This is a genomic window from Chryseobacterium sp. Leaf180 (genome assembly GCF_001424585.1).
Taxonomy (GTDB): Bacteria; Bacteroidota; Bacteroidia; order Flavobacteriales; family Weeksellaceae; genus Chryseobacterium.
In genome coordinates this window covers 350,052-372,431 of sequence record NZ_LMPJ01000010.1, presented here as the reverse complement: position 1 = coordinate 372,431, position 22,380 = coordinate 350,052, and the positions used below count along the sequence as shown (strand labels likewise).

Sequence of the window (22,380 nt, the reverse complement as noted above, 5' to 3'; positions counted from 1 at the left end):
CGTAAATTTCGGCATTTTTAAAGCATTAAAAAAGCTTCCGATGACGAAAGCTTAATGTATTTTGATTTTTTGAAGGCTAATCTTTCAGTTTAGATTTAAACTTTTTCTGATAACCTTCCCATTCTTCGCGGGTTTTTATTTTTTTATAATCGTCATTTGAAATGAGCGAAAGATAAGGCTCCAGTTCGCCGGCAGTCAGTTCTCCAGATAGAATCGTGATTGGTGCGCCTTTTTCATCGAGAAAAACAGTGCTCGGAACGGCATTTACATTCATAAATTGTGTAAACTGGTGCAAAGAATTTCTTCCCTTCCGTTGCGAGATATTTTCATTAGAGAACTTTCTTCCGTAGATTTCAAGCTGCTTCTTTTCTTCTGCATTAAACTTTACCGGATAATAATTTTCATTAATAAATGATGCGATGACAGTATTTCCGTAGGTTTTCTTTTCCATGATTTTGCACGGACCGCACCAGTCTGCGTAGAAATCGATCAGGATTTTTTTGGGTTGCGTTTTCTGGGCTTCAAGAGCCTGATCGATGCTCATCCACTGTATTTGTGCATGGTTGAAATTTAAAATTAAAAGTAATATGAGGACTGCAAACTTTTTCATAAAATTTAAAAACGGTTTTAGCAGAAAATTACTTTACTTCCTGCATGAGTTTTCTCACAAGTGGGGAGATCAAAATCAATACCACCCCGGCGATTACGGCATAGATGGCCAGATCTCGGTAACCTTCGGTGTATGCTAAAAGAGCGTCGTAATTGGTTGAACCTTCTTTGGCGGTTGCCAATTCTGCCCCAATGATTCCGGCAACGTACTGTCCGTAGGCGGACGCGAGAAACCAAAGTCCCATCATCATTCCCTGCAGATTTTTGGTGGAAAGTTTTGTCATAATCGAAAGTCCGATGGGAGAGAGGCAAAGTTCGCCTAAAGTGATGATCAGTAAAGCTAAGGTGAAGAAATTTAATGATGTAATCCCCTGCAGATCGGCGAAAAAACGGGTGGCAAAGAGAACATAATATCCAAGGCCAAGAAATATAAAACCGAGCCCGAATTTAATAATCGTGTTGGGTTCAATCCTTTTTTTGCTCATCCAAATCCATAACAGACCAACGAGTGGAGCGAGAAAGATAATAAAAAACGCACCGGCAGAATTATTAACACCGTTCGGATCGAGATTTAAGAGATCTTTATTCAAGTTTTTTGCGGCGAAAATACTTAACGAGCCGCCGCTCTGCTCATAAATTCCCCAGAAAACAATGGAAAACAAAATGAAAATTAATGCTGCCCAAAGTTTTTTCCGTTCGGCAGGCGTCACTTTTGTCATTTCATAAAACAGATACAGTAATGTAAGCGGACCGACGATCGCCATGAAATAATTGGTGTATTGCGGCACCGAGACCATTAGCATAATAATCGGTACAAAAACCAGTGACAGAATGTAAACGGCAAATTTCAGAGATTTTCCGCCTTTGTAGAAAAGATAGCAGATTGTTGCATAAATAATCGTGAACAAAACTGCCGCGAAAATCAGTAAATTTCCTGTGACAAAAGTTTTTTCGCTGTCTAAATACCGAATGAGCATTCTTCCTAAAAACAGAAAAATTAAAACAGCGCCGATGATAAAGTTTCTCACGTTTTTTTTCGTAAGCGCCTGCGGAAGTTTTGGTTCTAAACCAATCGGGCCTAAAGATTTTTGAGTAAATACAAAATTAATCAGACTTATCACCATGACAATTGCAGCGAAACCAAAGGCCACATTCCAGCGAAGCGCTTCAGGAATGTAGTTTGCGAAAAGTTCACCTTTACCGATCGCGATGCAGAGATAACCGCCGAGAAGGGCGCCAAGATTGATTCCAGCGTAGAACAGTGAAAAACCGGCGTCGGCACGTGAATCATTTGGTTTATATAGCTGACCGACCATTGAGGAAATATTAGGTTTAAAAAAACCGGTTCCAACAACGGTGAAAGCAATTCCCAAAAAGAAAAACTGATGCGGATCTGCAGCCAAGATTAAACTTCCGACAATCATGAGAAGTCCGCCCCAAAACAGAGATTTCCTGAATCCTAAAATTTTATCAGCAAAAAGACCGCCGACGAAAGTGAAGGCATACACGAAAGCCTGCGTCGCACCGTACTGAAGATTGGCTTCCTTTTCGTGGAAATTCAACTGCGAAATCATGAAGAAAACCAACATTCCGCGCATTCCGTAGAAGCAGAAACGTTCCCACATTTCGGAGAAGAAAAGGCTCCAGATCTGCTTGGGATATTTACCTTTAAAGTCTTGTATTTCTTCGATGGTGAGATTCATGATTTTTTAAAATTGTAATAATTTAAATTAAAAAGAAGATACGAATGTAAAGAAAAAAACCTCTGAAAAATCAGAGGTTGTGTTTTTATATAAAATGTTGATTAGCCTACGCCGTTCATCATTTTTTTTAGTCTTGGAGAAAGCAATGCCAGAATTACCGCAGCAATTCCACAAAGGACTACAAACACCATGAAAAATTCAAATAAATTGTGAATTTCAACACCTGCAAATGACGTATTAGCAGTTGGAATCTGTTCTTTTTCAAACAAAGCTGCCTGCTGAGCGGTAAGCGTTACTTTTTTGTCTAAAACATCCTGAAGATTTACCCCTAATTTTTCAGCCTTAACAAATTTATCACCTGTTGCCGGTATAATTGCTCCCAAAGAACCCGCCAAAGCGTAACCTGCAGCATTAGAGATAAAAAATACACCGTATAGCAAAGAAGCAAATCTTTTTGGAGCCAGTTTGCCAACCAATGACAAACCGATTGGTGAAAGGCAAAGCTCGCCCATGGTCTGGATCAGATACAGTAAGATCAACCATTTGATCGCAAGCATTCCACTGTTGCCTAAATCTTTTACGTTGTACGCGATGATGAAATAACTCAAAGCGATTAAAGCAAGACCCATGGCCTGCTTCATTGGCGAAACCGGCTCTTTTCCTTTAGCTCTCAATTTATCCCAAAGCAAACTGAAAGGTAAAGCCAAAAGAACTACAAATAATCCGTTGAAGATCTGCACCATTGACGGTGGCATATTCCATCCGAAAATATTTCTGTCGGTTTGATTGTCTGCGATAAATGTTAAAGATGAACCTGCCTGCTCGAAAGCTGCCCAGAAGAAAATGATGAAAAAAGATACGATATAAATTACCCAGATTCTTTGTCTTTCCACTTTATTCTCTGCAGAACTCATGATCAAAAATGCCAAAGAAATACCTGCAGCGTAGATGAAAGGATAGATAAGACCTTTGATTAACTGTCCCATTCCTACAGATGAGAAACCAAGTTCGGCCACCAAAACGTATCTGAAAACGAAGAAAAGTACAACAAAAAGTATAGCAGCAATTCCCATATTTTTTCCTGAGAATTTTGCGGTTTGTGTTTCGCCTTCTTCAAAATCTTCCTGCGTACTGTTTTTCGGTAAACCTCCGATCGGTCTGCCCTCCGGCGTTACAACGTATTTATTTTTAAGAATAAAAAACGTTACTGTACCGACAAGCATTGCGATTGATGCAGCTAAAAAGCCCCATTTGAAAGCAAAAATATCTCTTACTCCAGTAGAAGCATCTTTTACATCACCAAGATATGGGCAGATGAACTGTCCTAAAAATGCCCCAATGTTAATCCCCATATAGAAGATCGTAAATGCAGAATCAAGCTTAGATTTTTCCTGTTTCGGGTAAAGACTTCCAACCATTGAGGAAATATTCGGCTTAAAAAAACCATTTCCAAAAATGATGATGAATAATGCAAGCCACATTAAAGTTTTTGCACCACCAAGGTTTGCAGAAAAAGTAGATGCACTGAAAAACAGAAGCAACTGGCCGATGGCCATTAAAGTTCCACCAATTAGAATCGCGTTTCTATTGCCAATATATTTATCTGCAATAAAACCTCCCAAAAGCGGTGTCAGATAGCACAATGCCAAAAATCCTCCATAAATAATCGCTGCATCTGCTTCTTTAATCAGGAGAGAGTTTACCATAAATAAGGTAAGCAATGCTCTCATTCCATAAAAATTGAAACGCTCCCACATTTCTGTTCCAAATAGAACCCACAATCCTTTTGGGTGCTTTGTTTTTGGCTGAATGGCTGTATCCATATTGTATCTGTTAATTTTTTGTTAAGACTAGCAAATATAGTTTTTTTTGCGTTTTGAGCAAGGTTTTAATTTTTTATTTTAATCAAAAAAGCCACAGAAAACTGCAGCTTTATGATGTTTTTTTTTGATTTAAAATTAATTGACGCCTTTCTCTTTCATGATTTTATTTAATCTTTTCAAAATCAGTAAACCCAGCAATGTTGCCAAAAGTAATAGGCCGCAATTGACGATAAAAAAGTTGGCTTTGTTTTCATAATCGTACCAAAAACTCGCTAATACCCCTGAAAGTTTGTTTCCGATTGAAGTAGAAAGGAAAAATCCTCCCATCATTAAAGCGGTTAATCTCGGCGGAGAAAGCTTTGAGACCAAAGACAATCCCATCGGCGACAGACATAATTCTCCTACCGTAATCACACCGTACGCGGCGACAAGCCATAAAGCAGAAACTTTGATCAAGCCGTTTTGACCTGCATAAACTGCGCCAACCATTACTAAACAGGATAATGCACTGATAAATAATCCGATCACAATTTTCGTTGGGGTTGTAGGTTCTTTGCCTTTTCGGCGCAGCATCATAAAAAATGCGACGACGACCGGCGTGAGCAAAATGACCCATCCCGGATTGATCGACTGAAATAATTCGGTGTTGTAAAGATTTACTTTTTGGGCAGGATTTGCTTCCAGTTTTGCCTTATCATCCGGCTTGACATTTCTGAAATACACATCTTTTCCCTGTTCTTTTATAGGCTTTCCTACAGCATTCTTTTTTACCTGATATTGCTCATCGTATACCGAAACTTCCTTGTCCTGGAAATCTTTTTTATCAACGAGATAAATAGATTCTAATGGTTTTTCTAATGAAGCAGGCACTGTACGGTCGGTATAATAATTTGCCCAGCGTGTGAGTGCAGTTCCGTTTTGCTTGAAAACTGCCCAAAACATCAAACTCACTGCAAAAATTGCGAGCAATGCTCCGATCGGTTTTTTGTCTTCCGCATTGGCTTTTACATAGAGCATCACATAAAAATATATTACCGGAACGCAGGCAAAGATGAATGCATCTGTGCTGTCGCTTCCAAAAATATCATTTGGTAAAAACCAACCAATCAGACCAAAAATAACTGCCGGCAGAAAAACTTTAAGCAATATATCGGTGATTTTGGTATCGCCTTCCTGTGAGGGTTTTAGAATATTGGCTTTTATAATATGCTGTCTTCCAATCGTAAAGACCAGCAAACCGACAAACATGCCTACTCCTGCCGTCATAAAAGCAGGTCCCCAGCCATATTTATTCCGCATAAAGGCGGCGATGATATTACATACAAACGCGCCGATGTTGATTCCCATGTAGAAAATATTATAACCGGCATCTTTGTTGGCTTTATAAGGTTCTTCATTGTATAAATTTCCTAAAAGCGTAGAAATACTGGGTTTAAAAAAACCGTTTCCAATAATAATTAAAGCTAGAGAAGCATAAAAAAGCGGCAATTCTAAAAAAAAACCCACACCGAGATAACCTAAACCCATAAGAACGCCACCGATGTAAATAGCTTTTATATATCCCAAAACGCGGTCCGCTAGAAATCCACCCAAAAAAGGTGTCAGATATGTCAGCGCAATAAAGGTTCCGAAAATATCGTCGGCATTTTTATCGTCGAAGGCGAGTCCGCCCTTTTCGCTGTCGATCATGTATAGCACAAAAATTCCGAGAATGAGATAGTAGCCGAAACGCTCCCACATTTCTGTGAAAAAAAGATAGGGAAGGCCTTTTGGGTGTTTTGTTTTCATAAGTTTTCTGTCAATTTTCCCAAAAATAAACTTTTATCGTTGATTTAGTCGTAAAATTTTTACACAAAATTTTAAAATGATTTCTGTTTAAATTTCACAAAAAAACCGCAACAGTTGCTGCGGTTTACATTTTCTAAAATAAATTCTAAAGTTTCTCCAGAATAAAATCCGTCATTTTTTTGTACAGCTGCGGTCGCGTCTGTCCGCCATAAATTCCGTGATCTTTATCGGGATACGCCATAAAATCAAACTGTTTTTTATTTTGAATCAACGCCTCAGAAAACTCCATCGAATTCTGAAAATGTACGTTATCATCGGCAGTTCCGTGAATCAGCAAGAAATTTCCTTTCAGTAAATTTGCATATGTCGTTGGAGAATTTTCGTCATAACCGGCCGGGTTTTCCTGCGGCGTGAGCAAAAATCTTTCGGTATACACAGAATCATAATATCTCCAGTTGGTCACCGGCGCTACAGCAATCCCCGTTTTAAAAACGTTGGCACCCTTCGTCATTGCAAGACTTGCCATATATCCGCCAAAACTCCATCCGAAAATTCCGATACGCGTTTTATCAATATATTTTTGATTTCCAAACCATTTTGCAGCTGCGATCTGATCTTCGATCTCATATTTTCCTAAATTTTTATAAGTAACTTTTTTAAATTTCGCTCCTTTAAAACCGGTTCCACGGCCGTCTACACACGCGACGATGTAATCTTTCTGAGCGAGCATTTCAAACCAAATCGCGTTTCCGCCGTCCCAGGAATTCGCGACCTGCTGCGATCCCGGACCTGAATACTGGTACATAAACAGCGGATATTTTTTATTCGGATCAAAGTTCTTAGGCTTAATAATCCACGCATTCATCTGATCGCCTGCTTCATTCGGAATCGTCATAAATTCTTTTACCGTAAAATTATCAGCTTCCAGTTTTTTCAGCATTTCGCTGTTGTTCTGCAGTTCTTTCAGCATTTTTCCGTTGCCATCTTTCAATACAAAAGTGTAAGGTTTTGCTGCGCTGGATGAAGTTTCAATAAAATAATTAAAATTTTTGCTGAAGCTCGCCGAGTTATTTCCTTCTGCAGCAGAAATTAGCTGAGATTTTCCGGTATTGATATTTATTTTAGAGACCACTTTATTGATGCTTCCTTTTTCGGTAGTCTGTACAAAGATTTCCTGCGTTTTTGGGTTGTAGCCATAATATTCGGTCACTTCCCAATTGCCTTTTGTTACCTGTTTTTTCAGCTTTCCATCCTTATCATACCAGTATAAATGACGGAAACCATCGCGCTCACTTCCCCAAAGAAATGAATTATCGTCCAAAAATTCAAGGCTAACATTATCAGTATCTAACCATTTGTCATCGCTTTCCGTAAAAAGTTTTTTTACAGCGCCGGTTTTTGTATTCAGTTTTAAAACATCTGAAGCATTTTGCGTACGCTGGGATGTGATCAGTACAATTTCGTCAGCATTAGCGGTCTGATAAACATCCGGAATGTAATAATTTTTAAAATCCTGAAGCTGCACGGTCATGTTTTTAGCATTATCAAGCCTGAAAATATGTGCAGAAGCGACCGAGTTTTTTTCCCCGGCTTTAGGATATTTATAGCGCATTTCGGTCGGATACAGAGATTTGCCGTAGATCGGGATGAAAATTTCAGGAACTTCGGTTTCAATTAATTTCACATAAGTAATCGCATCCGAATTTTTTGTCCATTCAAAAAGTCTCGCATGACCGAATTCTTCTTCGTAAACCCAGTCTGCAAGACCGTTCAGTATATTGTTTTTTTTGCCGTCAGTTGTAATCTGTGTGATTTTTCCTGAAGCTAAATCCTGATAAAACAGATTGTTATCAGCAACGAAAGCCACTTTTTTTCCGTCTGGAGAAAATCTGGGCTCCTGCACAAATTTTCCTTCATTCAGAGTCATGGTTTTTCCTGATTTTAAATCTTTTACATCAAATTTTCCAAGGAAAGAATGACGGTAGATCGGCTCGCTTGCTTTTAAAAGTAAAATCTGCGATTCGTCATCAGAAAATTCGTAGCTCTGAAAACTTCCGTCAACTAAATTTCCTTCTTTCTGTGAAGTTTTGTAAGAATATTTGGCCAAGCCGGAAGGTTCGATCACAAGATAATTTTCGCCGTTTTTCATGGACGTGATTCCTGAAATACCTTTGCCGCGGTAATATCCCGAGTATATTTTATCTAAAGTGATTTCCTGTGCAGAGACGCTGTAAAACGCTGCGGCCAGGCTGAGTGTGATAAGAAATTTTTTCATTGTTTAAGTATGGATTTCAAAGATAGCAATTTTAGCATATTTTTTACCGAAAGCTTGCCTATATTGCAATTTGGCAGACAAATTGAATCATCATTTTCACAAAAAAATATATAATCATGGAAACTAATGACTACGACCAGAAGTTAAACAAATATGACCTCGAAGATCAAACCCTGTATACGGGATTTGGAAGTTATGCAGATGCAGAAAAGCATGCCGGCGAATTGGGCGGAAAGCTTGTAGAAGTTGCTTTTAAAGACGGAAATGACAATCCTGTGATATCTACTGAAGCAGGTTTAATTGATAAAAAACTGCATTATTATGTAAATGCGGGTGATGAATATAAGTTTGTTCATTCTTCAGATCCCGGTTTCAGAGATTATGCAGACGAGCTTCAGAAGATAAAAGCAAAACTCACACAGTCACCGCCAGACGAGCGTTACATCGCAAATTTTGAGATTGAAAATACAGAAGATCCGATTATTGTTTTAAAAAATGACCGTTTAGAATCTGTTACTTCCAGAGAACGTTCAAAATATCTGAAACATGCGAAAGTCTATGAACTTGCAGTATCAGTTCCAAAATAATTAAATTTTTTAAAAATAAAAAAGCCCTGAAATTTTCAGGGCTTTTGTTTTTCTTATCAAGAATTTTTATAAAGCAGTTCGTAATATTCATCTGCCATTCTATCGCTGCTGAACTGTTTTTTCACATCGTCCATCGCGGTCTGCTGAATTTTTCTCCATTCATCTTTGTTGTCGTAATATAAAGGAAGAATTTCATTTTCTAGCAACTCGTATAATGCATTCATATCGTACTGATCCTGCTGATACGTATCGAGATTTTCATAATCAGCTTTAGGAACGACGAAAGCATTTTCGCCATGTTTTGCAAACTCCGGAATCCAACCGTCGTCGGTAGACAGATTAATTGTTCCGTTCATTGCCGCCGACATTCCCGATGTTCCGGAAGCTTCTCTCGGCACACGCGGATTATTAAGCCAGACATCCGAACCCTGTTTCAAAGATTTACTCAGAGAAAGTTCGTAACCTGTAAGCACCGCCATATTTGTATACCTGTTGCTTTCTTCCACCAAAGTATTAAAGGTCGAAATTGAAGAATAATCCATAGGATAAGGTTTTCCTGCCCAGATGATCTGTACCGGATGTTTTTCGTTATTTAAAAGTTTTGCAAACCTTTCTTTGTCCTGCAAAAGTAGATCTGCACGTTTGTATCCTGCAAATCTTCTTGCCCATACAATCGTAAAAACTTCAGGATCGAGTAGGTTTCCTGTCTGATCTGCAACGATTTTAAACAGACGGTTTTTCAAAGTTTTCTTTCGGTAATCAAAAGAAGTATGATCATTTTCATCTTTCGCATTGTAGAGTTTTTTATCTGACCAGTACTTGAAATCCTGTGCGTTGGTAATCGATTTTATTTCGCAGATGCCGGGATATTTACTCCACATTTCGCGGGCAACTTCACCGTGAAGCTGAGAAACGCCGTTTGCAATGCGCGACATTTTTAGTGCACAAAGCGAATGATCGAAAACGTCTTCATTGCTGCCCATAATTTCTTTTACCTCCTCAATTTCAAGTCCGGAAAAATATGACATCTCGTGACAAAGTCTTAAAGGATGTTTCTCATTTCCGGCCTCTTCAGGCGTATGCGTCGTGAAAACCATTTTCTCACGAACCTTCCGCATGTTTCCCTCAAATTTTTTCAGCAAATGAAAAGCAGCTGGCAAGCCATGTGCTTCATTCAAATGATAAACTTCTCGGTTGGCATTTAGTTCTTCCAAGAGCTGCGCACCACCTTTTCCTAAAAGAATGTATTGTGCAACTTTTGTAGATTCGTTGGCATCATACAGTTTGTGTGAAATGGTTTTCGATACATGATCATTCTCCGGGACATCAGTTGTTAGAAAAAACATCGGTGCAGTATGAAAGATTTCGGGGTCGAGATAAAGCGCTTTCACCCAAACCGGCGAGCTGTGAATGTCGATCTGAAATTTTATGCCGGTATCCTTTAGAAAACTGTACATTTTCTTCGTCCACGCAGGCTGTAAAGTTTGGTCGTGATTTCGGTTTTGGTCGTAGTAACCATACTTCCAGAGAATACCAATTCCGATTAAATCCTGCTTCAGATTGTATGCGCTGCGCATATGAGAGCCTGCCAAAAACCCCAGTCCTCCGGAATAAATTTTTAGAACCTGCTCTAGGGCAAATTCCATAGAGAAATAAGCAACTTTTTGCGAGTATTTTTCATCTGCTGTGTAGGGAAGCTTGAAATTTTTAAAATCCATGTACGCTGTTGTTTTTTTATGATTTATTAATAGTGGTTTGTCTGAAATAGTAATACATAAGTATATTTCACAATTTCTGAATTATTACTTAATCAAAAATTATGAAAATTTAAATTTGGCGCGAAAAAAACAGGAATATTAAGAAGTAAGAATTAATTGAAAATCTCGGTATTCTTGAAATAATCTGATAAAAAAGTGATTTTACCACTTGTGGAAAAGTGAATAATGGTGCAGATCTCGTTTTGATAATCTCTGCCATCGCTCATGATGCCTGAAGATTTGGTCTGGTACATAAATTTATTTTCGTCCAAAGTAAAAATATTCTGTACCGACCATTCCAAAGTGCTGTAACGTTTAAAAATAGCTCTGAATAAAATTAAAATTTTTCTTTTCCCGAAAATTTCTTTTGAAGGCGGAATCCAGATTTCACTGTCATCAACAAACCATTCACCGATCAGATTTATATCTAATGTATTTAAATCTTGCATGAACTGGCTTACTCTACACGTCATCAACTTCTTTTCAATATATACGCGTGAATTACGACAACGGTTTTATCTTTCATATATTTTGCTTTCTGAGATTTTTCTAAGCTAAAATTCTTTTGATTATCTTTGCACTTGCATTTCAGCGACCGAAATATCATGCCAATATACAACAAAACTGCAGCATATCACACACTTGGCTGCAAACTCAATTTTGCAGAAACTTCTACTATTGCCCGCCAACTGACAAATGCAGGCTACGAAAAGGTAAATTTTGAAGAGCGTGCACATGTCTACGTAATTAATACCTGCTCGGTTACGGAAAACGCTGACCGTGAATGTAAACTTCATGTGAAACGTGCGATGAAAGCCAATCCGGACGGTCTGGTAGTAATTGTAGGTTGCTATGCTCAGCTTAAACCGGAAGAAATTTCTCAGATCACCGGTGTGGATTTGGTTTTGGGTGCGAAAGAAAAATTCAACATTCTAAGTTATCTTGATGATTTGCAGAAATCTCACGCTTCTGGAATTATTCATTCCTGTGAAATTGAAGAAACCGATTTTTTTATCGGAAGTTATTCGATTGGCGACCGTACAAGAGCATTTTTAAAAGTTCAGGATGGATGCGATTACAAATGTACCTATTGTACGATTCCTTTGGCAAGAGGGATTTCACGGTCAGATACCATCGAAAATGTTGTTTTCAATGCTAGAGAAATTGCATCAAAGGATATCAAAGAAATTGTTCTTACCGGTGTGAATATCGGCGATTACGGTAAAGGTGAGTTTGGTAATAAAAAACATGAGCATACATTTTTAGATCTAATAAAAGAACTTGATGAGGTGGAAGGCATCGAAAGAATCAGAATTTCTTCGATAGAACCCAATCTTCTGAAAGACGAAAGTATTGATCTGGTCGCCAGAAGTCAGCGTTTTGTACCGCATTTTCACATTCCGCTTCAGTCGGGAAGTGATTATCTGCTTAAAATGATGAAACGCAGATATCTTACAAAATTATACCGCGACAGAATTCTGAAAATAAGAGAGGTGATGCCTCAAGCCGCGATTGGTGTTGATGTAATTGTAGGATTTCCTGGTGAAAGCGAGGAGCTGTTTTTGGAAACCTATAATTTTTTAAATGATTTGCCGATAAGTTATCTGCATGTTTTTACCTATTCAGAAAGAGAAAATACGGAAGCTGCAGTAATGGAGGGTGAAGTGCCGATTTTCGAAAGAAAAAAGCGCAATAAGATGTTAAGAATTTTAAGTGAAAAGAAAAAAATGGCTTTTTACAGCTCGCAGATCGGGAAAACATTACCTGTTCTTTGGGAGCATGAAAACCGCAATGGAAAAATGTATGGATTTACTGAAAATTATGTGCGTGTATCGAAAGATTATGATATAAACAGCGTAAACGAAATTGAAAATGTATCGCTTAAAAATCTCCTAGATGACGGCTCTGTCGCTGTTGAAAATTTATTCAGTGAGTTTCTGGCGAAAGTGTAAATTTTATTTAAATATGAAGCAAAAAAAAGGCGTTTCAAATATTGATACGCCTTCTTTATTTTTAATATTCATTAGGTAGTCTAGTCCTTGATTTGTAAACCTGAAAGTTGAATACAAAAGTTTTGTTTCGGTAAATATTTGTTCCCTGCACACCAAATGAAGAATGGTTGTCTCTCGCAAAAGCGGCCCGCGAAGGAACGATAATCACGCCCTGAAGGTTGTAATTGGCAGAATCATCTAAATCAAAAGCTCTGAATTTTGTAATCGCTTCCTGAAACCCCTCAATTTCATAGTAGCTCCTAGGATTTAGATCAGTTAATACTTTCCTTGCATAAAAAAAAGCTGGATCAACGATTGGTGTCCCGCTGCCGTCTAACGAGCTGTAGCCTGCAAAGTCTGATGTATTAAAAAAAGCAGTATTGCCATCAGTATTTGCGGCAAGATATGTTCTCGCCCTCATCATAATTCGCATTACATTTTCAGTTTTAATTTCAGTTCCGGGGTTTGGCTGTGCACCGTTTCTTACAATATAAATAACCCCAGAGCTTAGTTTAACAGGTGCCGGATTTAAATCTTTAAGCTTCGTTTCATTATCATCTGAAGCATCTGTCGCACTGAAAGCTTTAATATTTCCCTGTGCGTCAAGATAGTTTTCACCTAAAAACTTCTCAATTGAAATGTCATCGTAAGAATTCTGAATAGAGATATCTTCCGGTTCTTTGTACGTTTCTATCTCGTCATCTTTCTTACAAGCTGAAAAACAGAGAGATCCCGCGAGTATATATAAAAATATTTTTTTCATTTAAAAAACTTTGATTACTTTACAAATAATATAACGGCAAAAGTATAAAAAATAATGAGAATAGATAAATTTTTGTGGAGTATTCGCTTTTATAAAACCCGCACACTTGCAACAGATGAGATAAAGAAAAACAGAGTTCAGATAGGTGACGCTGTCGTAAAATCTTCCCGCGAAGTAAAAATTGGCGATACAATAAAGATCCGCAAGAATCAGATTGATTATAAAATCAAGGTTTTAGAAATTCCTAAAAGTAGAATGGGCGCGAAGCTGGTTCCGCTTCATATTAAAGATGTGACTGATAAAGAACAGTACGAGCTTCTGAAATTGCGTAAAATGTCGCAGGATTATTACCGAAACCGTGGCGAAGGGCGACCTACGAAGAAAGACCGCCGTGAAATGGATGACTACGTAGGCAATGATGTAGAAGGCGACTTTACCGATTGGGACGACTTTTTTGGTGAGTCAGATGCGGGAGAATCTAAAGAGTAGGCGAGACTAAACTTATAATTTCGTCAATGATCATCTCAGGAGTTTTGCGATCTGTAATGACTTTATATTTAGCTCTAGAATAAAAGACGTTTCTTTCAAAGAGATGTTTAGCGATGAATTCGGGGATGTCTCCGTCGTCTATTCTGGAAATCAAAGGTCTTTTTTCCTTCTGTTTTAAAAGTCTTTCGGTAAGAATCGGTACAGAGGTTTGCAGAAAAACACTGGTGGACAGCGCATTTATAGTATCCATATTATTGTAATAGACCGGAGTTCCGCCGCCAACGCTGAGCACAATATTTTCCTGAGTATTCAAAATAACTTCTAAAATTTCTTTTTCCACTTTCCGAAAGTAGATTTCGCCGCGCTTTTCGAAGATTTCAGCAATACTCAGATTGTTTTGTAAAGAAATCTCGCGATCTAGGTCTATCACACGGAAATTGAGTTTTTGGCTTAAAATTTTGGAAATGTGAGATTTGCCGCTTCCCATGTATCCGACGAGTGAAATAATCATAGATTTATTTTAAACAAATTTGCGAAAAAGTTTTGAGAAATTAAAAAATGTTCTATCTTTGCACCACTAAAAACAAGGGACATTACACAACGGTGAAACTTGGTAATAATGTGGCCGACTCGGTAGCTCAGCTGGTAGAGCAATACACTTTTAATGTATGGGTCCTGGGTTCGAATCCCAGCCGGGTCACATCAGAAAAATTTACTTTCGGGTAATTTTTTTCGCCTGTGTGGTGAAATTGGTAGACACGCCATCTTGAGGGGGTGGTTTCCTAAGGATGTGCTGGTTCGAGTCCAGTCGCAGGCACTGCAAAATTTTTACATGAGAGATGTTTTTGTAGATTCAATTTATTTTAAACATTATCTATTGTGGCCGACTCGGTAGCTCAGCTGGTAGAGCAATACACTTTTAATGTATGGGTCCTGGGTTCGAATCCCAGCCGGGTCACAAGTTTACTGAAAGGTAAATTTTTTTCATATTAATATTTTGTGATTTGGTGTTCAAAGGCTTCCCTCCGGAAGCCTTTGATTTTTGTATAATATTCTAAAGTTCCATATTATCAATCAAGCGAATACCGTCTACAACTACAACGATGAAAGCACGGTATTTTTTTCCTGAATGAAAGGCAGTTGCTTCGTGCAAATTGTTTTCATCAGCAATCATGAAATATTCCAAAAACATTCCCGGTTGATCATCAAAAACTTCTTCTACTTTTTTTGTGATTTCTTTAGCTGAAAGATGTTTAAACCAAATTTTCACATCCTTTAATGTTTCGTAAATAATTTTGGAAGTGTTTCTTCGGTTTTCTGAAAGTCTCTGATTTCGTGAACTTAATGCCAAGCCATTTTCAGCACGGTAGATTTTTACACCTTTAATGGCGACCGGAATTTTCTTTTTTTCAACCATTTTTTTAATAATGGCCAACTGCTGAAAATCTTTTTCACCAAAATAAGCATTATCAGGTTTTACCTGCCGAAAAAGTTCTTCTACGACGGTTCCGACGCCATCAAAATGTCCTGGTCGAGATTTTCCCTCCATTTCATTCTCCAGACCGTCAAAATTATACTTTTTACTTTCTGTTTTTTCCGGATAAATATCTATAGTTTCCGGCAGATAGACTGCATCCACAAAACCCGAATTTTTCAGAATCATGAGATCGCGATTTACATCTCTCGGATATTTGCGTAGATCTTCAGCATTCGTAAATTGTGTAGGATTTACAAAAACCGAAGAGACAACAAGATCGTTTTCATTTCGGGCTTCTTTATATAAGGACAGATGGCCTTCATGCAGCGCGCCCATCGTCGGGGCAAATCCTATTCTTTTACCCATTTCTTTTTGTCTTTCTATATAATCCTGCAGGGTTTTCCTGTTTCTGAAGACTTCCATGATGTTATTTTAATGTTATTCAAAAATAGCAAAATATCACCTTACCGTGTGCGTTATTTTCAGTTTGACGGCGTTGCAGTTGTAAAAAATTGTTAATTAGAATAATGTTGGATGTTTTTTTGTAATTTTGCGCATTCAGCAATTTTTAAAATTAGATAAGAAAAATATATGCCCAATCAGAAAATACTGTACATTACCACAGAGATGTACCCTTACCAAGAAGATACAAATTTAGGCTCGGTGGTAAACAAAATGGCGCTCAAGATGCATGGCGAAGGCAATGATGTGAGGGTTTTTATGCCTCGGTTTGGCCAGATCAGCGAGAGAAAATTTCAGCTGCACGAGGTGATCCGTCTTTCGGGGATGAATATTATTATCAATGATCTCGATCAGCCACTGATCATCAAAGTTGCGTCCCTTCCTGGTGAGAGACTTCAGGTATATTTTATCGACAATGAAGAGTATTTTAAGAGAAAACAGTATTATTTCGACGACGAAGAAAATGCTTTTGAAGACAACGACGAACGCGCGATTTTCTTTGCACGCGGCGTAATTGAAACCATTAAAAAACTAAATTGGGTTCCGGATGTTATTCACCTGAATGGCTGGATGGCTTCTTTTGTGCCAATCTATCTTAAAACATATTACCAGTCTGATGCCTATTTCAAAGATGCAAAAATAGTTTTGTCACTATATAATGAGAAAAATGCTGCGCTGGATGCAAAAATTTCTGATAAACTGAAGTTTGATAATATTTCAGGTTTAAAAGCGTTAGAAAATCCCAGTTTTGAAAGTTTTGTGATTGAAAGCATGAGCTATGTAGATGCAATTGTGAAAGGCGATGAGTTTCTGGATGGTGACTTAGACAAAGCTTTTAACGAAAGCGAAACTCCAAAATCTGAATATCTGGATTTGGAAAATATTAATAAACTTTACTAAATATATTTTAATGATTTATAATTTCAAAAAAATATTCACCACTGTTTTGATGGTGATTTTTGGAAGTGTGCTTTTATACAACTGTGAACCGGAAGCGGATAATTTTGGGGTACAGCTTTTCGATGGCGACGGTGCAACTGGCAAAGAACTAAGTTTTGGGATGATTGCCTATAATATAAATAATGGTGATGCGATCCGCAGTGATGCAGCAAGGCTTACTTTAGGAACTTTGGGTGCTTTTAATGAGTCACAATTTGGTTTGCAGAAGGCTTCTTATATCACGCAGGCACGTTTGTCAACTTATAATCCTGATTTTGGAGCGAACGCGGTGATGGATTCTGCTGTATTGGTTTTAAAACCGGTTTTTGAAGCAAGTACAGATTCATTGAAAACGACAACAGACGAAAATTACATATATCCTGTCGGTACTGTTGCTGCCAAAAAAGTGTTTTCAACCTCGCCTGTCAGAAAATACGGGAGAGCGAAGATAAATGGTGCAGTGCCCAATTTTACTCTGAGAGTCAGTGAGCTTCAAGATTTTCTTGGTGGAACAGAAGATTCTATTTTGTCTAATAAAGATTTTCCAGTTACTACACTACTTGGTACAAAAGTTTTTAATGGAAATGTTACTTCTGTCAATATCACGAAAGATTCTGATAATTCTGCGATTTTCACGTCTACGAATGATATTCGCGTAAATCTCGACGCGACATTTTTTCAGAATAAGATTATCAATAAGAAAGGTCAGCCAGAGCTTAAAGAAGTGGCCAACTTTATTAGATATTTCAGAGGAATCAAAATTTCTGTGGACGAGAGCGATGGATATCTGTTTCAGATCAATCCTGCCGATATGGAAATTGTACTTTATTATAAAAATGATAAGATTGAAGGTACTACCAATTTAAGACCTCAGAATACATTTAAATTGGCTTTGGGTACAGGAAATGTTCATGCAGGAAGTTATCAGTATAACAGAGCTGGATCTCAGTTTCCAAACTATGTGAGCGCTACTCCAAATACAACAACTGGAGATAACAAATTGTTTCTGCAGGGAATGGGCGGACCTTCTGTTGGACTTAAATTTCCCCCCGCAACCCTTGATTCTTTAAAATTGATGTATAGCCAAAATAAAGCAGCTGTTATTAATGCTAAAGTGCGACTGTATACAGACGAGATAACGTGGAAAAATAGCTACCGCAAACCAAATGTCCTGACAATAGTTGAGACTAATAATTTAACTGGAAAATCTGGATTTACACTGGATCTTAAAGATTATGCAGCTGTAGTACCTGGATTTGCTTATCTGCGCGCTTATGATTTAGAAAAAAATCCTGCTTACTATGATTTTATTATTACAAAAACAGTTAAGAGTATTATCGAAGAAGGAAATGGCTATGAAAATAAAAATCTTAGAATTGATATAGGAGATTTTATCAGAAGTCAGAATAATAATGCTTTGATAAACTGGAATCTTACTACAAGACCTTTCGCAGTGGAACGTATACAGCTTGTAGGTTCAGGAAATCTACCATTAACGAATGCGAAACGCGTAAAACTTCGCGTCATTTACGGAACAAAATAATCATAAAAACACAATAATAGAATGTGCGGAATTGTAGGATATACGGGTTTTCAGGATGCGTACGACATTGTCATCAACGGTCTCAGAAGATTAGAATATAGAGGCTATGACAGTGCGGGAATCGTGCTTGAAGGAAAAGAAAATAATTTTGAAGTTGAAAAAACTAAGGGAAAGGTAGAAGATCTTGTCAATATTTCATCAAATTTAAAAGGAACTGCTCACATAGGCATGGGCCACACAAGATGGGCGACACACGGCGTTCCGAGTGACAGAAACTCGCATCCGCATGTATCTAACAATGGCAAAATTGCGATTGTGCATAATGGAATTATAGAAAACTACGATACCATTAAAGTGATGCTTACCGGTAAAGGTTTTACTTTTAAATCTGAGACAGATACAGAAGTTCTTGTCAATCTGGTTCAGTATTTTATGGATCTAAATGCAGAAACAGACTTTCCGACGGCGGTTCGCTTTGCTTTAAATGAGGTATATGGTGCTTATGCAATTACCGTAATGCACGAAGATTATCCGGGTGTTTTAGTGGTAGGAAGATTAGGTTCTCCGCTTGCAATTGGTATTGGTGAAAATGAATATTTTATTGCATCAGATGCATCGCCTTTTGTTGAATTTACTAAAGAAGCGATTTACCTCGAAGAAGGTCACATGGCTATTATTTCGCTTGAAAAAGGAGTTGATATCCGTACAATCATCGAAAACTCAAAAATTATTCCTGAAATTCAGGAGTTGAAACTGAGCTTAGAGCAGATTGAAAAAGGCGGTTACGAGCATTTTATGCTTAAAGAAATTTTTGAACAGCCAAAATCAATTCACGATACGATGCGTGGCCGTTTGATCGTAGAAGAAGGCGTTATCAAAATGGCCGGAATCTGGGATCACATGGAGAAATTCAAGAATGCAAACCGTATTATCATTATCGCTTGCGGAACTTCATGGCATGCGGGATTGATTGGAGAGTATTTAATTGAAGAGTTCGCGAGAATTCCTGTTGAGGTAGAGTATGCTTCGGAATTCAGATACAGAAATCCGATTATTACCGATAAAGATGTTGTCATCGCAATTTCCCAATCTGGAGAAACTGCAGACACAATGGCAGCTTTAAAGTTAGCTAAGGAAAAAGGTGCATTTATATATGGTATTTGCAACGTAGTAGATTCTTCTATAGCACGTATCACAGATGCCGGTTCTTACACTCATGCGGGTCCGGAAATCGGAGTAGCTTCTACAAAAGCTTTCACTGCTCAGCTAACCATTCTTTCTTTAATTGCTTTAAAACTGGGGAAACATAACGGTAATCTTGGGAATGCTGAGTTTATGAATCTGATTGCTGAGCTTAATGCAATTCCTAAGAAGATTGAAGATGTTTTGGAATCGACACACGAACTTACTCAGGAAATTGCGAAGGATTTTATCAATGCAACAAATTTCCTTTATTTAGGAAGAGGCTGTAATTATCCGGCGGCTTTGGAGGGTGCTTTAAAGTTGAAAGAAATTTCTTACATCCACGCAGAAGGCTATCCTGCGGCAGAAATGAAGCATGGACCGATCGCATTAATCGATGAGAATATGCCGATCGTAATTATCGCTCCTAAAAAAGGTCATTATGATAAAATTGTAAGTAATGTGCAGGAAATCAAGGCACGTAAAGGAAAATTAATCGCCGTTGTAAACAAAGGTGATAAGCAGGTGAGTGAAATGGCAGACTATGTTATCGAAATCCCTGAAACTTCCGAATGTTTTTCTCCAATCGTTGCATCTGTGCCATTGCAGTTACTTGCCTATTATATTGCGGTTTACAGAGGTGCAAACGTTGACCAGCCGAGAAATCTTGCAAAATCTGTCACGGTAGAGTAGAGATTTTTTACAAATAAAATAAATTCAGGTTTTTTTCGTTAATTAGAAAAAAACCTTAAAAGTTTCTTAAAAAAATTATATATTTACGGCTTAATTATAAAAATTAACATGAAAAGGATATTTCTTTTATTATTGTCTGCATCAGTAGCATCAGTATCTTGTTCAGGTGGTGGATCTTCTTCTGTTGGGAAGCCCGGAACAAAAGGAGAGTTGATACCGAGAGAAAAAACAAAATCATTTGTAGCTGAAAGACCGTTTGGTATGGTAGCTATTCCTGCGGGATCTTTCGTTGCGGGTATGACTGATTGGGATCCTACCAACAATCCTGAAAAAGCACCTGCTACCACTGTTACGGTAAATTCATTCTTTATGGATGAAGCTGAAACTACAAACGCGGAGTATCGTGTATTCATTAATTACGTAAGAGATTCTATCGCAAGAACTATGCTTGCTGAAGCTGCCGGAGAAGGTGGTGAAGGCGGTGGCAAAGGACAGAGCATCGGTGACTATGCTTATCTTGCTAAGAAAGAAGAAAATCTTACACCTTACCAGGAATATCTTGAAGCGCAAGGTGGTGGAGATGGTTTTGATGCATCAAAAAGATTAGACTGGAAAATTCCTTTGCACTGGAATACTTCAAAATACCCGGATGTAGAATATGCTGAGGTTTTAGAATCAATGTATCTTCCGGCTTCTTCAAGAGTGGGTAGTGAAAGAATTCTAGATGTTAGTAAATTAAAATATACATATCAGTGGGGAGATATGGACGCTGCAATCGCTGATAACGAAAGAGGTGTAAATTACCTTAAAAGTGAAAGCATCGCAATTTATCCTGATACGACAGTTTGGGTAAAAGATTTCCACTTTGCATATAATGAGCCTTTGTTCGAGCAGTATTTCTGGCACAAAGCTTACAAAGATTATCCTGTGGTAGGAGTTACCTGGGATCAGGCTAGAGCTTACTGTTATTTCAGATCTAAGTTAAAATCAGACTATAACGAAAGTTTAAAAAGAAGAAAGCAAAGACCAATGTCTTTCCGTCTTCCTACTGAGATCGAATGGGAATATGCGGCAAGAGGAGGCATGCAAAATGCACCTTATCCTTGGGGTGGACCTGGTTTGATGGATGACAGAGGCTGTTATCTGGCAAACTTTAAGCCAAAAAGAGGTAATTATATGGAAGATGATGTGAAAGGTACTTACGTTTACACAGCTCCAGTAAAAAAATTCAAAAAGAATGGTTACGGTTTATTTGATATGGCCGGAAACGTTTCAGAATGGACAGAAAGTGGATATAGCAATTCTTCTTACGGATTTACCTCAACTTTGAATCCGTCAACTAAAGATAAGATAGATACAAGAAAAGGTGTACGTGGCGGCTCTTGGAAAGATGTTGGATATATGCTAATGTCTGGCTCTAGAGACTGGGAAAGAAAAGATTCTGCAAGAAGCTATATCGGTTTCAGAACGGTTCAAGACATTCCGGATGCTGCAGTAAAAGCTAAGAGAGTTAACAGATAACCTGCATTCTTTTTATCAATTTCAATTTTCACTTTAATATTTAAAAAAACTAAATTATATGTTTAAGACTAAAGATGCATGGATGAACTTCTTCTATTCATTCGGTGCAGCAATCGTAATTCTTGGAGCTTGGCTTAAAATTACGCACATTACATTTGGCCCTATCAATGGTAACCTTGCGCTTACAGTAGGTTTGGTTACAGAGGCTATTATCTTTATTATTTTCGCGTTTGACCCTCCAGCAGCTGAAGAGTCTTACCACTGGGAAAATGTGTATCCGGAACTTTTGGATAAGAATGCCAATCCAAATCCGCTGCACTCAAATGTTACAGGAAAGAATATGAACGCACAGTTTGCTGAGCTTGAAAATTCTCTTTCTTCTAAACTGGATAAAATGCTTCAGGATGCAAAACTTGATGTGCAGTTATTCGACAGATTAAGAACAGGAATCGATAAATTCTCAAACTCTGTAGATCAAATCAACCAAACGGTAGACGTTTCTGCATCTACTCACAAATATAACGATCAACTAAACAAAGCAGCTTCGCATATGGAAAGCATGAATGCTCTTTATGCAATGCAGCTTGAGAACGGCAAAAGACAGTCAGATTTTGCTAAGAAGTACGTTGATGATATGCAGAAATCTGCTGAACATTCAGAAAAATTCAACCAAGAATTGCAAGGTCTTACCACAAACTTGAACAGCTTAAACAGAGTTTATGGTGGTATGTTAACTGCAATGAAATCGTAATCCTATCCATTAATAAACGTATATAAA

18 protein-coding genes and 3 tRNA genes are annotated in these 22,380 nt (G+C 37.9%); 11 read left to right on the top strand and 10 right to left on the bottom strand.

Annotated elements, in window-relative coordinates:
• Positions 1 to 76 precede the first annotated feature (76 nt).
• The 5 genes from ASG01_RS12785 to ASG01_RS12765 form a co-directional block, all read right to left on the bottom strand.
• Positions 77 to 610 carry a thioredoxin family protein gene (locus tag ASG01_RS12785; RefSeq protein WP_055864203.1) on the bottom strand — a complete coding sequence of 178 codons (534 nt, stop codon included), beginning with the start codon at positions 608 to 610 and terminating at the stop codon, positions 77 to 79.
• 28 nt (positions 611 to 638) lie between these two features.
• The gene (locus ASG01_RS12780; RefSeq protein WP_055864202.1) at positions 639 to 2,312 is read right to left on the bottom strand and encodes a peptide MFS transporter; all 1,674 of its coding nucleotides are present in this window, start codon (positions 2,310 to 2,312) and stop codon (positions 639 to 641) included.
• A gap of 101 nt (positions 2,313 to 2,413) precedes the next feature.
• Positions 2,414 to 4,135 carry a peptide MFS transporter gene (locus ASG01_RS12775; protein WP_055864200.1) on the bottom strand — a complete coding sequence of 574 codons (1,722 nt, stop codon included), beginning with the start codon at positions 4,133 to 4,135 and terminating at the stop codon, positions 2,414 to 2,416.
• Between the two features lie 135 nt (positions 4,136 to 4,270).
• The gene (locus ASG01_RS12770) at positions 4,271 to 5,923 is read right to left on the bottom strand and encodes a peptide MFS transporter (protein ID WP_055864198.1); all 1,653 of its coding nucleotides are present in this window, start codon (positions 5,921 to 5,923) and stop codon (positions 4,271 to 4,273) included.
• 145 nt (positions 5,924 to 6,068) lie between these two features.
• The gene (locus tag ASG01_RS12765) at positions 6,069 to 8,198 is read right to left on the bottom strand and encodes a S9 family peptidase (protein ID WP_055864196.1); all 2,130 of its coding nucleotides are present in this window, start codon (positions 8,196 to 8,198) and stop codon (positions 6,069 to 6,071) included.
• A 116-nt stretch (positions 8,199 to 8,314) separates the two neighbouring features.
• Here ASG01_RS12765 and ASG01_RS12760 point away from each other — a divergent pair, with 116 nt between their 5' ends.
• On the top strand, positions 8,315 to 8,785 hold the full coding sequence (locus ASG01_RS12760) for a hypothetical protein (protein WP_055864194.1): 471 nt from the start codon (positions 8,315 to 8,317) through the stop codon (positions 8,783 to 8,785).
• Positions 8,786 to 8,841: 56 nt separating this feature from the next.
• Here ASG01_RS12760 and glgP read toward each other — a convergent pair whose 3' ends face one another.
• Positions 8,842 to 10,503, bottom strand: coding sequence for an alpha-glucan family phosphorylase (gene glgP, locus ASG01_RS12755; protein WP_055864192.1), 1,662 nt, complete (start codon positions 10,501 to 10,503; stop codon positions 8,842 to 8,844).
• A 152-nt stretch (positions 10,504 to 10,655) separates the two neighbouring features.
• The gene (locus ASG01_RS12750; RefSeq protein ID WP_055864191.1) at positions 10,656 to 10,991 is read right to left on the bottom strand and encodes a nuclear transport factor 2 family protein; all 336 of its coding nucleotides are present in this window, start codon (positions 10,989 to 10,991) and stop codon (positions 10,656 to 10,658) included.
• A 156-nt stretch (positions 10,992 to 11,147) separates the two neighbouring features.
• On the opposite strand from ASG01_RS12750, the gene mtaB reads away from it, so the two are divergent.
• Complete coding sequence (gene mtaB / locus ASG01_RS12745; protein ID WP_055864189.1) at positions 11,148 to 12,494, top strand: tRNA (N(6)-L-threonylcarbamoyladenosine(37)-C(2))-methylthiotransferase MtaB; 1,347 nt, start codon at positions 11,148 to 11,150, stop codon at positions 12,492 to 12,494.
• 61 nt (positions 12,495 to 12,555) lie between these two features.
• Here mtaB and ASG01_RS12740 read toward each other — a convergent pair whose 3' ends face one another.
• Positions 12,556 to 13,296, bottom strand: coding sequence for a hypothetical protein (locus ASG01_RS12740; RefSeq protein WP_055864187.1), 741 nt, complete (start codon positions 13,294 to 13,296; stop codon positions 12,556 to 12,558).
• A gap of 54 nt (positions 13,297 to 13,350) precedes the next feature.
• Between ASG01_RS12740 and ASG01_RS12735 the strand changes: the two genes are divergently transcribed.
• Positions 13,351 to 13,785: an RNA-binding S4 domain-containing protein gene (locus ASG01_RS12735; RefSeq protein WP_055864185.1), complete on the top strand. Its 435-nt coding sequence runs from the start codon at positions 13,351 to 13,353 to the stop codon at positions 13,783 to 13,785.
• Here the strand turns inward: ASG01_RS12735 and ASG01_RS12730 are convergent.
• Positions 13,775 to 14,296, bottom strand: coding sequence for a shikimate kinase (locus tag ASG01_RS12730; protein ID WP_055864183.1), 522 nt, complete (start codon positions 14,294 to 14,296; stop codon positions 13,775 to 13,777). The genes ASG01_RS12735 and ASG01_RS12730 overlap by 11 nt on opposite strands.
• A gap of 116 nt (positions 14,297 to 14,412) precedes the next feature.
• Between ASG01_RS12730 and ASG01_RS12725 the strand changes: the two genes are divergently transcribed.
• From ASG01_RS12725 to ASG01_RS12715, 3 genes are all read left to right on the top strand, one after another.
• A tRNA-Lys gene (locus ASG01_RS12725) sits at positions 14,413 to 14,485 on the top strand.
• Positions 14,486 to 14,519: 34 nt separating this feature from the next.
• Positions 14,520 to 14,602 (top strand) — tRNA-Leu (locus tag ASG01_RS12720).
• A gap of 68 nt (positions 14,603 to 14,670) precedes the next feature.
• A tRNA-Lys gene (locus ASG01_RS12715) sits at positions 14,671 to 14,743 on the top strand.
• Between the two features lie 96 nt (positions 14,744 to 14,839).
• Here ASG01_RS12715 and panC read toward each other — a convergent pair.
• The gene (gene panC, locus ASG01_RS12710; protein WP_055864181.1) at positions 14,840 to 15,685 is read right to left on the bottom strand and encodes a pantoate--beta-alanine ligase; all 846 of its coding nucleotides are present in this window, start codon (positions 15,683 to 15,685) and stop codon (positions 14,840 to 14,842) included.
• A 168-nt stretch (positions 15,686 to 15,853) separates the two neighbouring features.
• Here panC and ASG01_RS12705 point away from each other — a divergent pair, with 168 nt between their 5' ends.
• The 5 genes from ASG01_RS12705 (at position 15,854) to gldL (ending at position 22,353) form a co-directional block, all read left to right on the top strand.
• Entirely contained in the window at positions 15,854 to 16,624 is a 771-nt protein-coding gene (locus ASG01_RS12705; protein WP_055864178.1) for a glycogen/starch synthase, read from the top strand.
• A 10-nt stretch (positions 16,625 to 16,634) separates the two neighbouring features.
• Positions 16,635 to 18,206, top strand: coding sequence for a DUF4270 family protein (locus tag ASG01_RS12700; RefSeq protein WP_055864176.1), 1,572 nt, complete (start codon positions 16,635 to 16,637; stop codon positions 18,204 to 18,206).
• A gap of 21 nt (positions 18,207 to 18,227) precedes the next feature.
• On the top strand, positions 18,228 to 20,081 hold the full coding sequence (gene glmS, locus ASG01_RS12695; protein WP_055864174.1) for a glutamine--fructose-6-phosphate transaminase (isomerizing): 1,854 nt from the start codon (positions 18,228 to 18,230) through the stop codon (positions 20,079 to 20,081).
• A 108-nt stretch (positions 20,082 to 20,189) separates the two neighbouring features.
• The gene (gldK, locus tag ASG01_RS12690) at positions 20,190 to 21,602 is read left to right on the top strand and encodes a gliding motility lipoprotein GldK (RefSeq protein WP_055864171.1); all 1,413 of its coding nucleotides are present in this window, start codon (positions 20,190 to 20,192) and stop codon (positions 21,600 to 21,602) included.
• Between the two features lie 58 nt (positions 21,603 to 21,660).
• The gene (gene gldL, locus ASG01_RS12685) at positions 21,661 to 22,353 is read left to right on the top strand and encodes a gliding motility protein GldL (protein ID WP_055864169.1); all 693 of its coding nucleotides are present in this window, start codon (positions 21,661 to 21,663) and stop codon (positions 22,351 to 22,353) included.
• Positions 22,354 to 22,380: the final 27 nt, after the last annotated feature.

What these genes read in the sequence shown, in the direction of transcription:
- ASG01_RS12785 (WP_055864203.1), bottom strand. Translation starts at nt 610, where the DNA reads ATGAAAAAGTTTGCAGTCCTCATATTACTTTTAATTTTAAATTTCAAC.
- ASG01_RS12780 (WP_055864202.1), bottom strand. Translation starts at nt 2,312, where the DNA reads ATGAATCTCACCATCGAAGAAATACAAGACTTTAAAGGTAAATATCCC.
- ASG01_RS12775 (WP_055864200.1), bottom strand. Translation starts at nt 4,135, where the DNA reads ATGGATACAGCCATTCAGCCAAAAACAAAGCACCCAAAAGGATTGTGG.
- ASG01_RS12770 (WP_055864198.1), bottom strand. Translation starts at nt 5,923, where the DNA reads ATGAAAACAAAACACCCAAAAGGCCTTCCCTATCTTTTTTTCACAGAA.
- ASG01_RS12765 (WP_055864196.1), bottom strand. Translation starts at nt 8,198, where the DNA reads ATGAAAAAATTTCTTATCACACTCAGCCTGGCCGCAGCGTTTTACAGC.
- ASG01_RS12760 (WP_055864194.1), top strand. Translation starts at nt 8,315, where the DNA reads ATGGAAACTAATGACTACGACCAGAAGTTAAACAAATATGACCTCGAA.
- glgP (WP_055864192.1), bottom strand. Translation starts at nt 10,503, where the DNA reads ATGGATTTTAAAAATTTCAAGCTTCCCTACACAGCAGATGAAAAATAC.
- ASG01_RS12750 (WP_055864191.1), bottom strand. Translation starts at nt 10,991, where the DNA reads ATGCAAGATTTAAATACATTAGATATAAATCTGATCGGTGAATGGTTT.
- mtaB (WP_055864189.1), top strand. Translation starts at nt 11,148, where the DNA reads ATGCCAATATACAACAAAACTGCAGCATATCACACACTTGGCTGCAAA.
- ASG01_RS12740 (WP_055864187.1), bottom strand. Translation starts at nt 13,296, where the DNA reads ATGAAAAAAATATTTTTATATATACTCGCGGGATCTCTCTGTTTTTCA.
- ASG01_RS12735 (WP_055864185.1), top strand. Translation starts at nt 13,351, where the DNA reads ATGAGAATAGATAAATTTTTGTGGAGTATTCGCTTTTATAAAACCCGC.
- ASG01_RS12730 (WP_055864183.1), bottom strand. Translation starts at nt 14,296, where the DNA reads ATGATTATTTCACTCGTCGGATACATGGGAAGCGGCAAATCTCACATT.
- panC (WP_055864181.1), bottom strand. Translation starts at nt 15,685, where the DNA reads ATGGAAGTCTTCAGAAACAGGAAAACCCTGCAGGATTATATAGAAAGA.
- ASG01_RS12705 (WP_055864178.1), top strand. Translation starts at nt 15,854, where the DNA reads ATGCCCAATCAGAAAATACTGTACATTACCACAGAGATGTACCCTTAC.
- ASG01_RS12700 (WP_055864176.1), top strand. Translation starts at nt 16,635, where the DNA reads ATGATTTATAATTTCAAAAAAATATTCACCACTGTTTTGATGGTGATT.
- glmS (WP_055864174.1), top strand. Translation starts at nt 18,228, where the DNA reads ATGTGCGGAATTGTAGGATATACGGGTTTTCAGGATGCGTACGACATT.
- gldK (WP_055864171.1), top strand. Translation starts at nt 20,190, where the DNA reads ATGAAAAGGATATTTCTTTTATTATTGTCTGCATCAGTAGCATCAGTA.
- gldL (WP_055864169.1), top strand. Translation starts at nt 21,661, where the DNA reads ATGTTTAAGACTAAAGATGCATGGATGAACTTCTTCTATTCATTCGGT.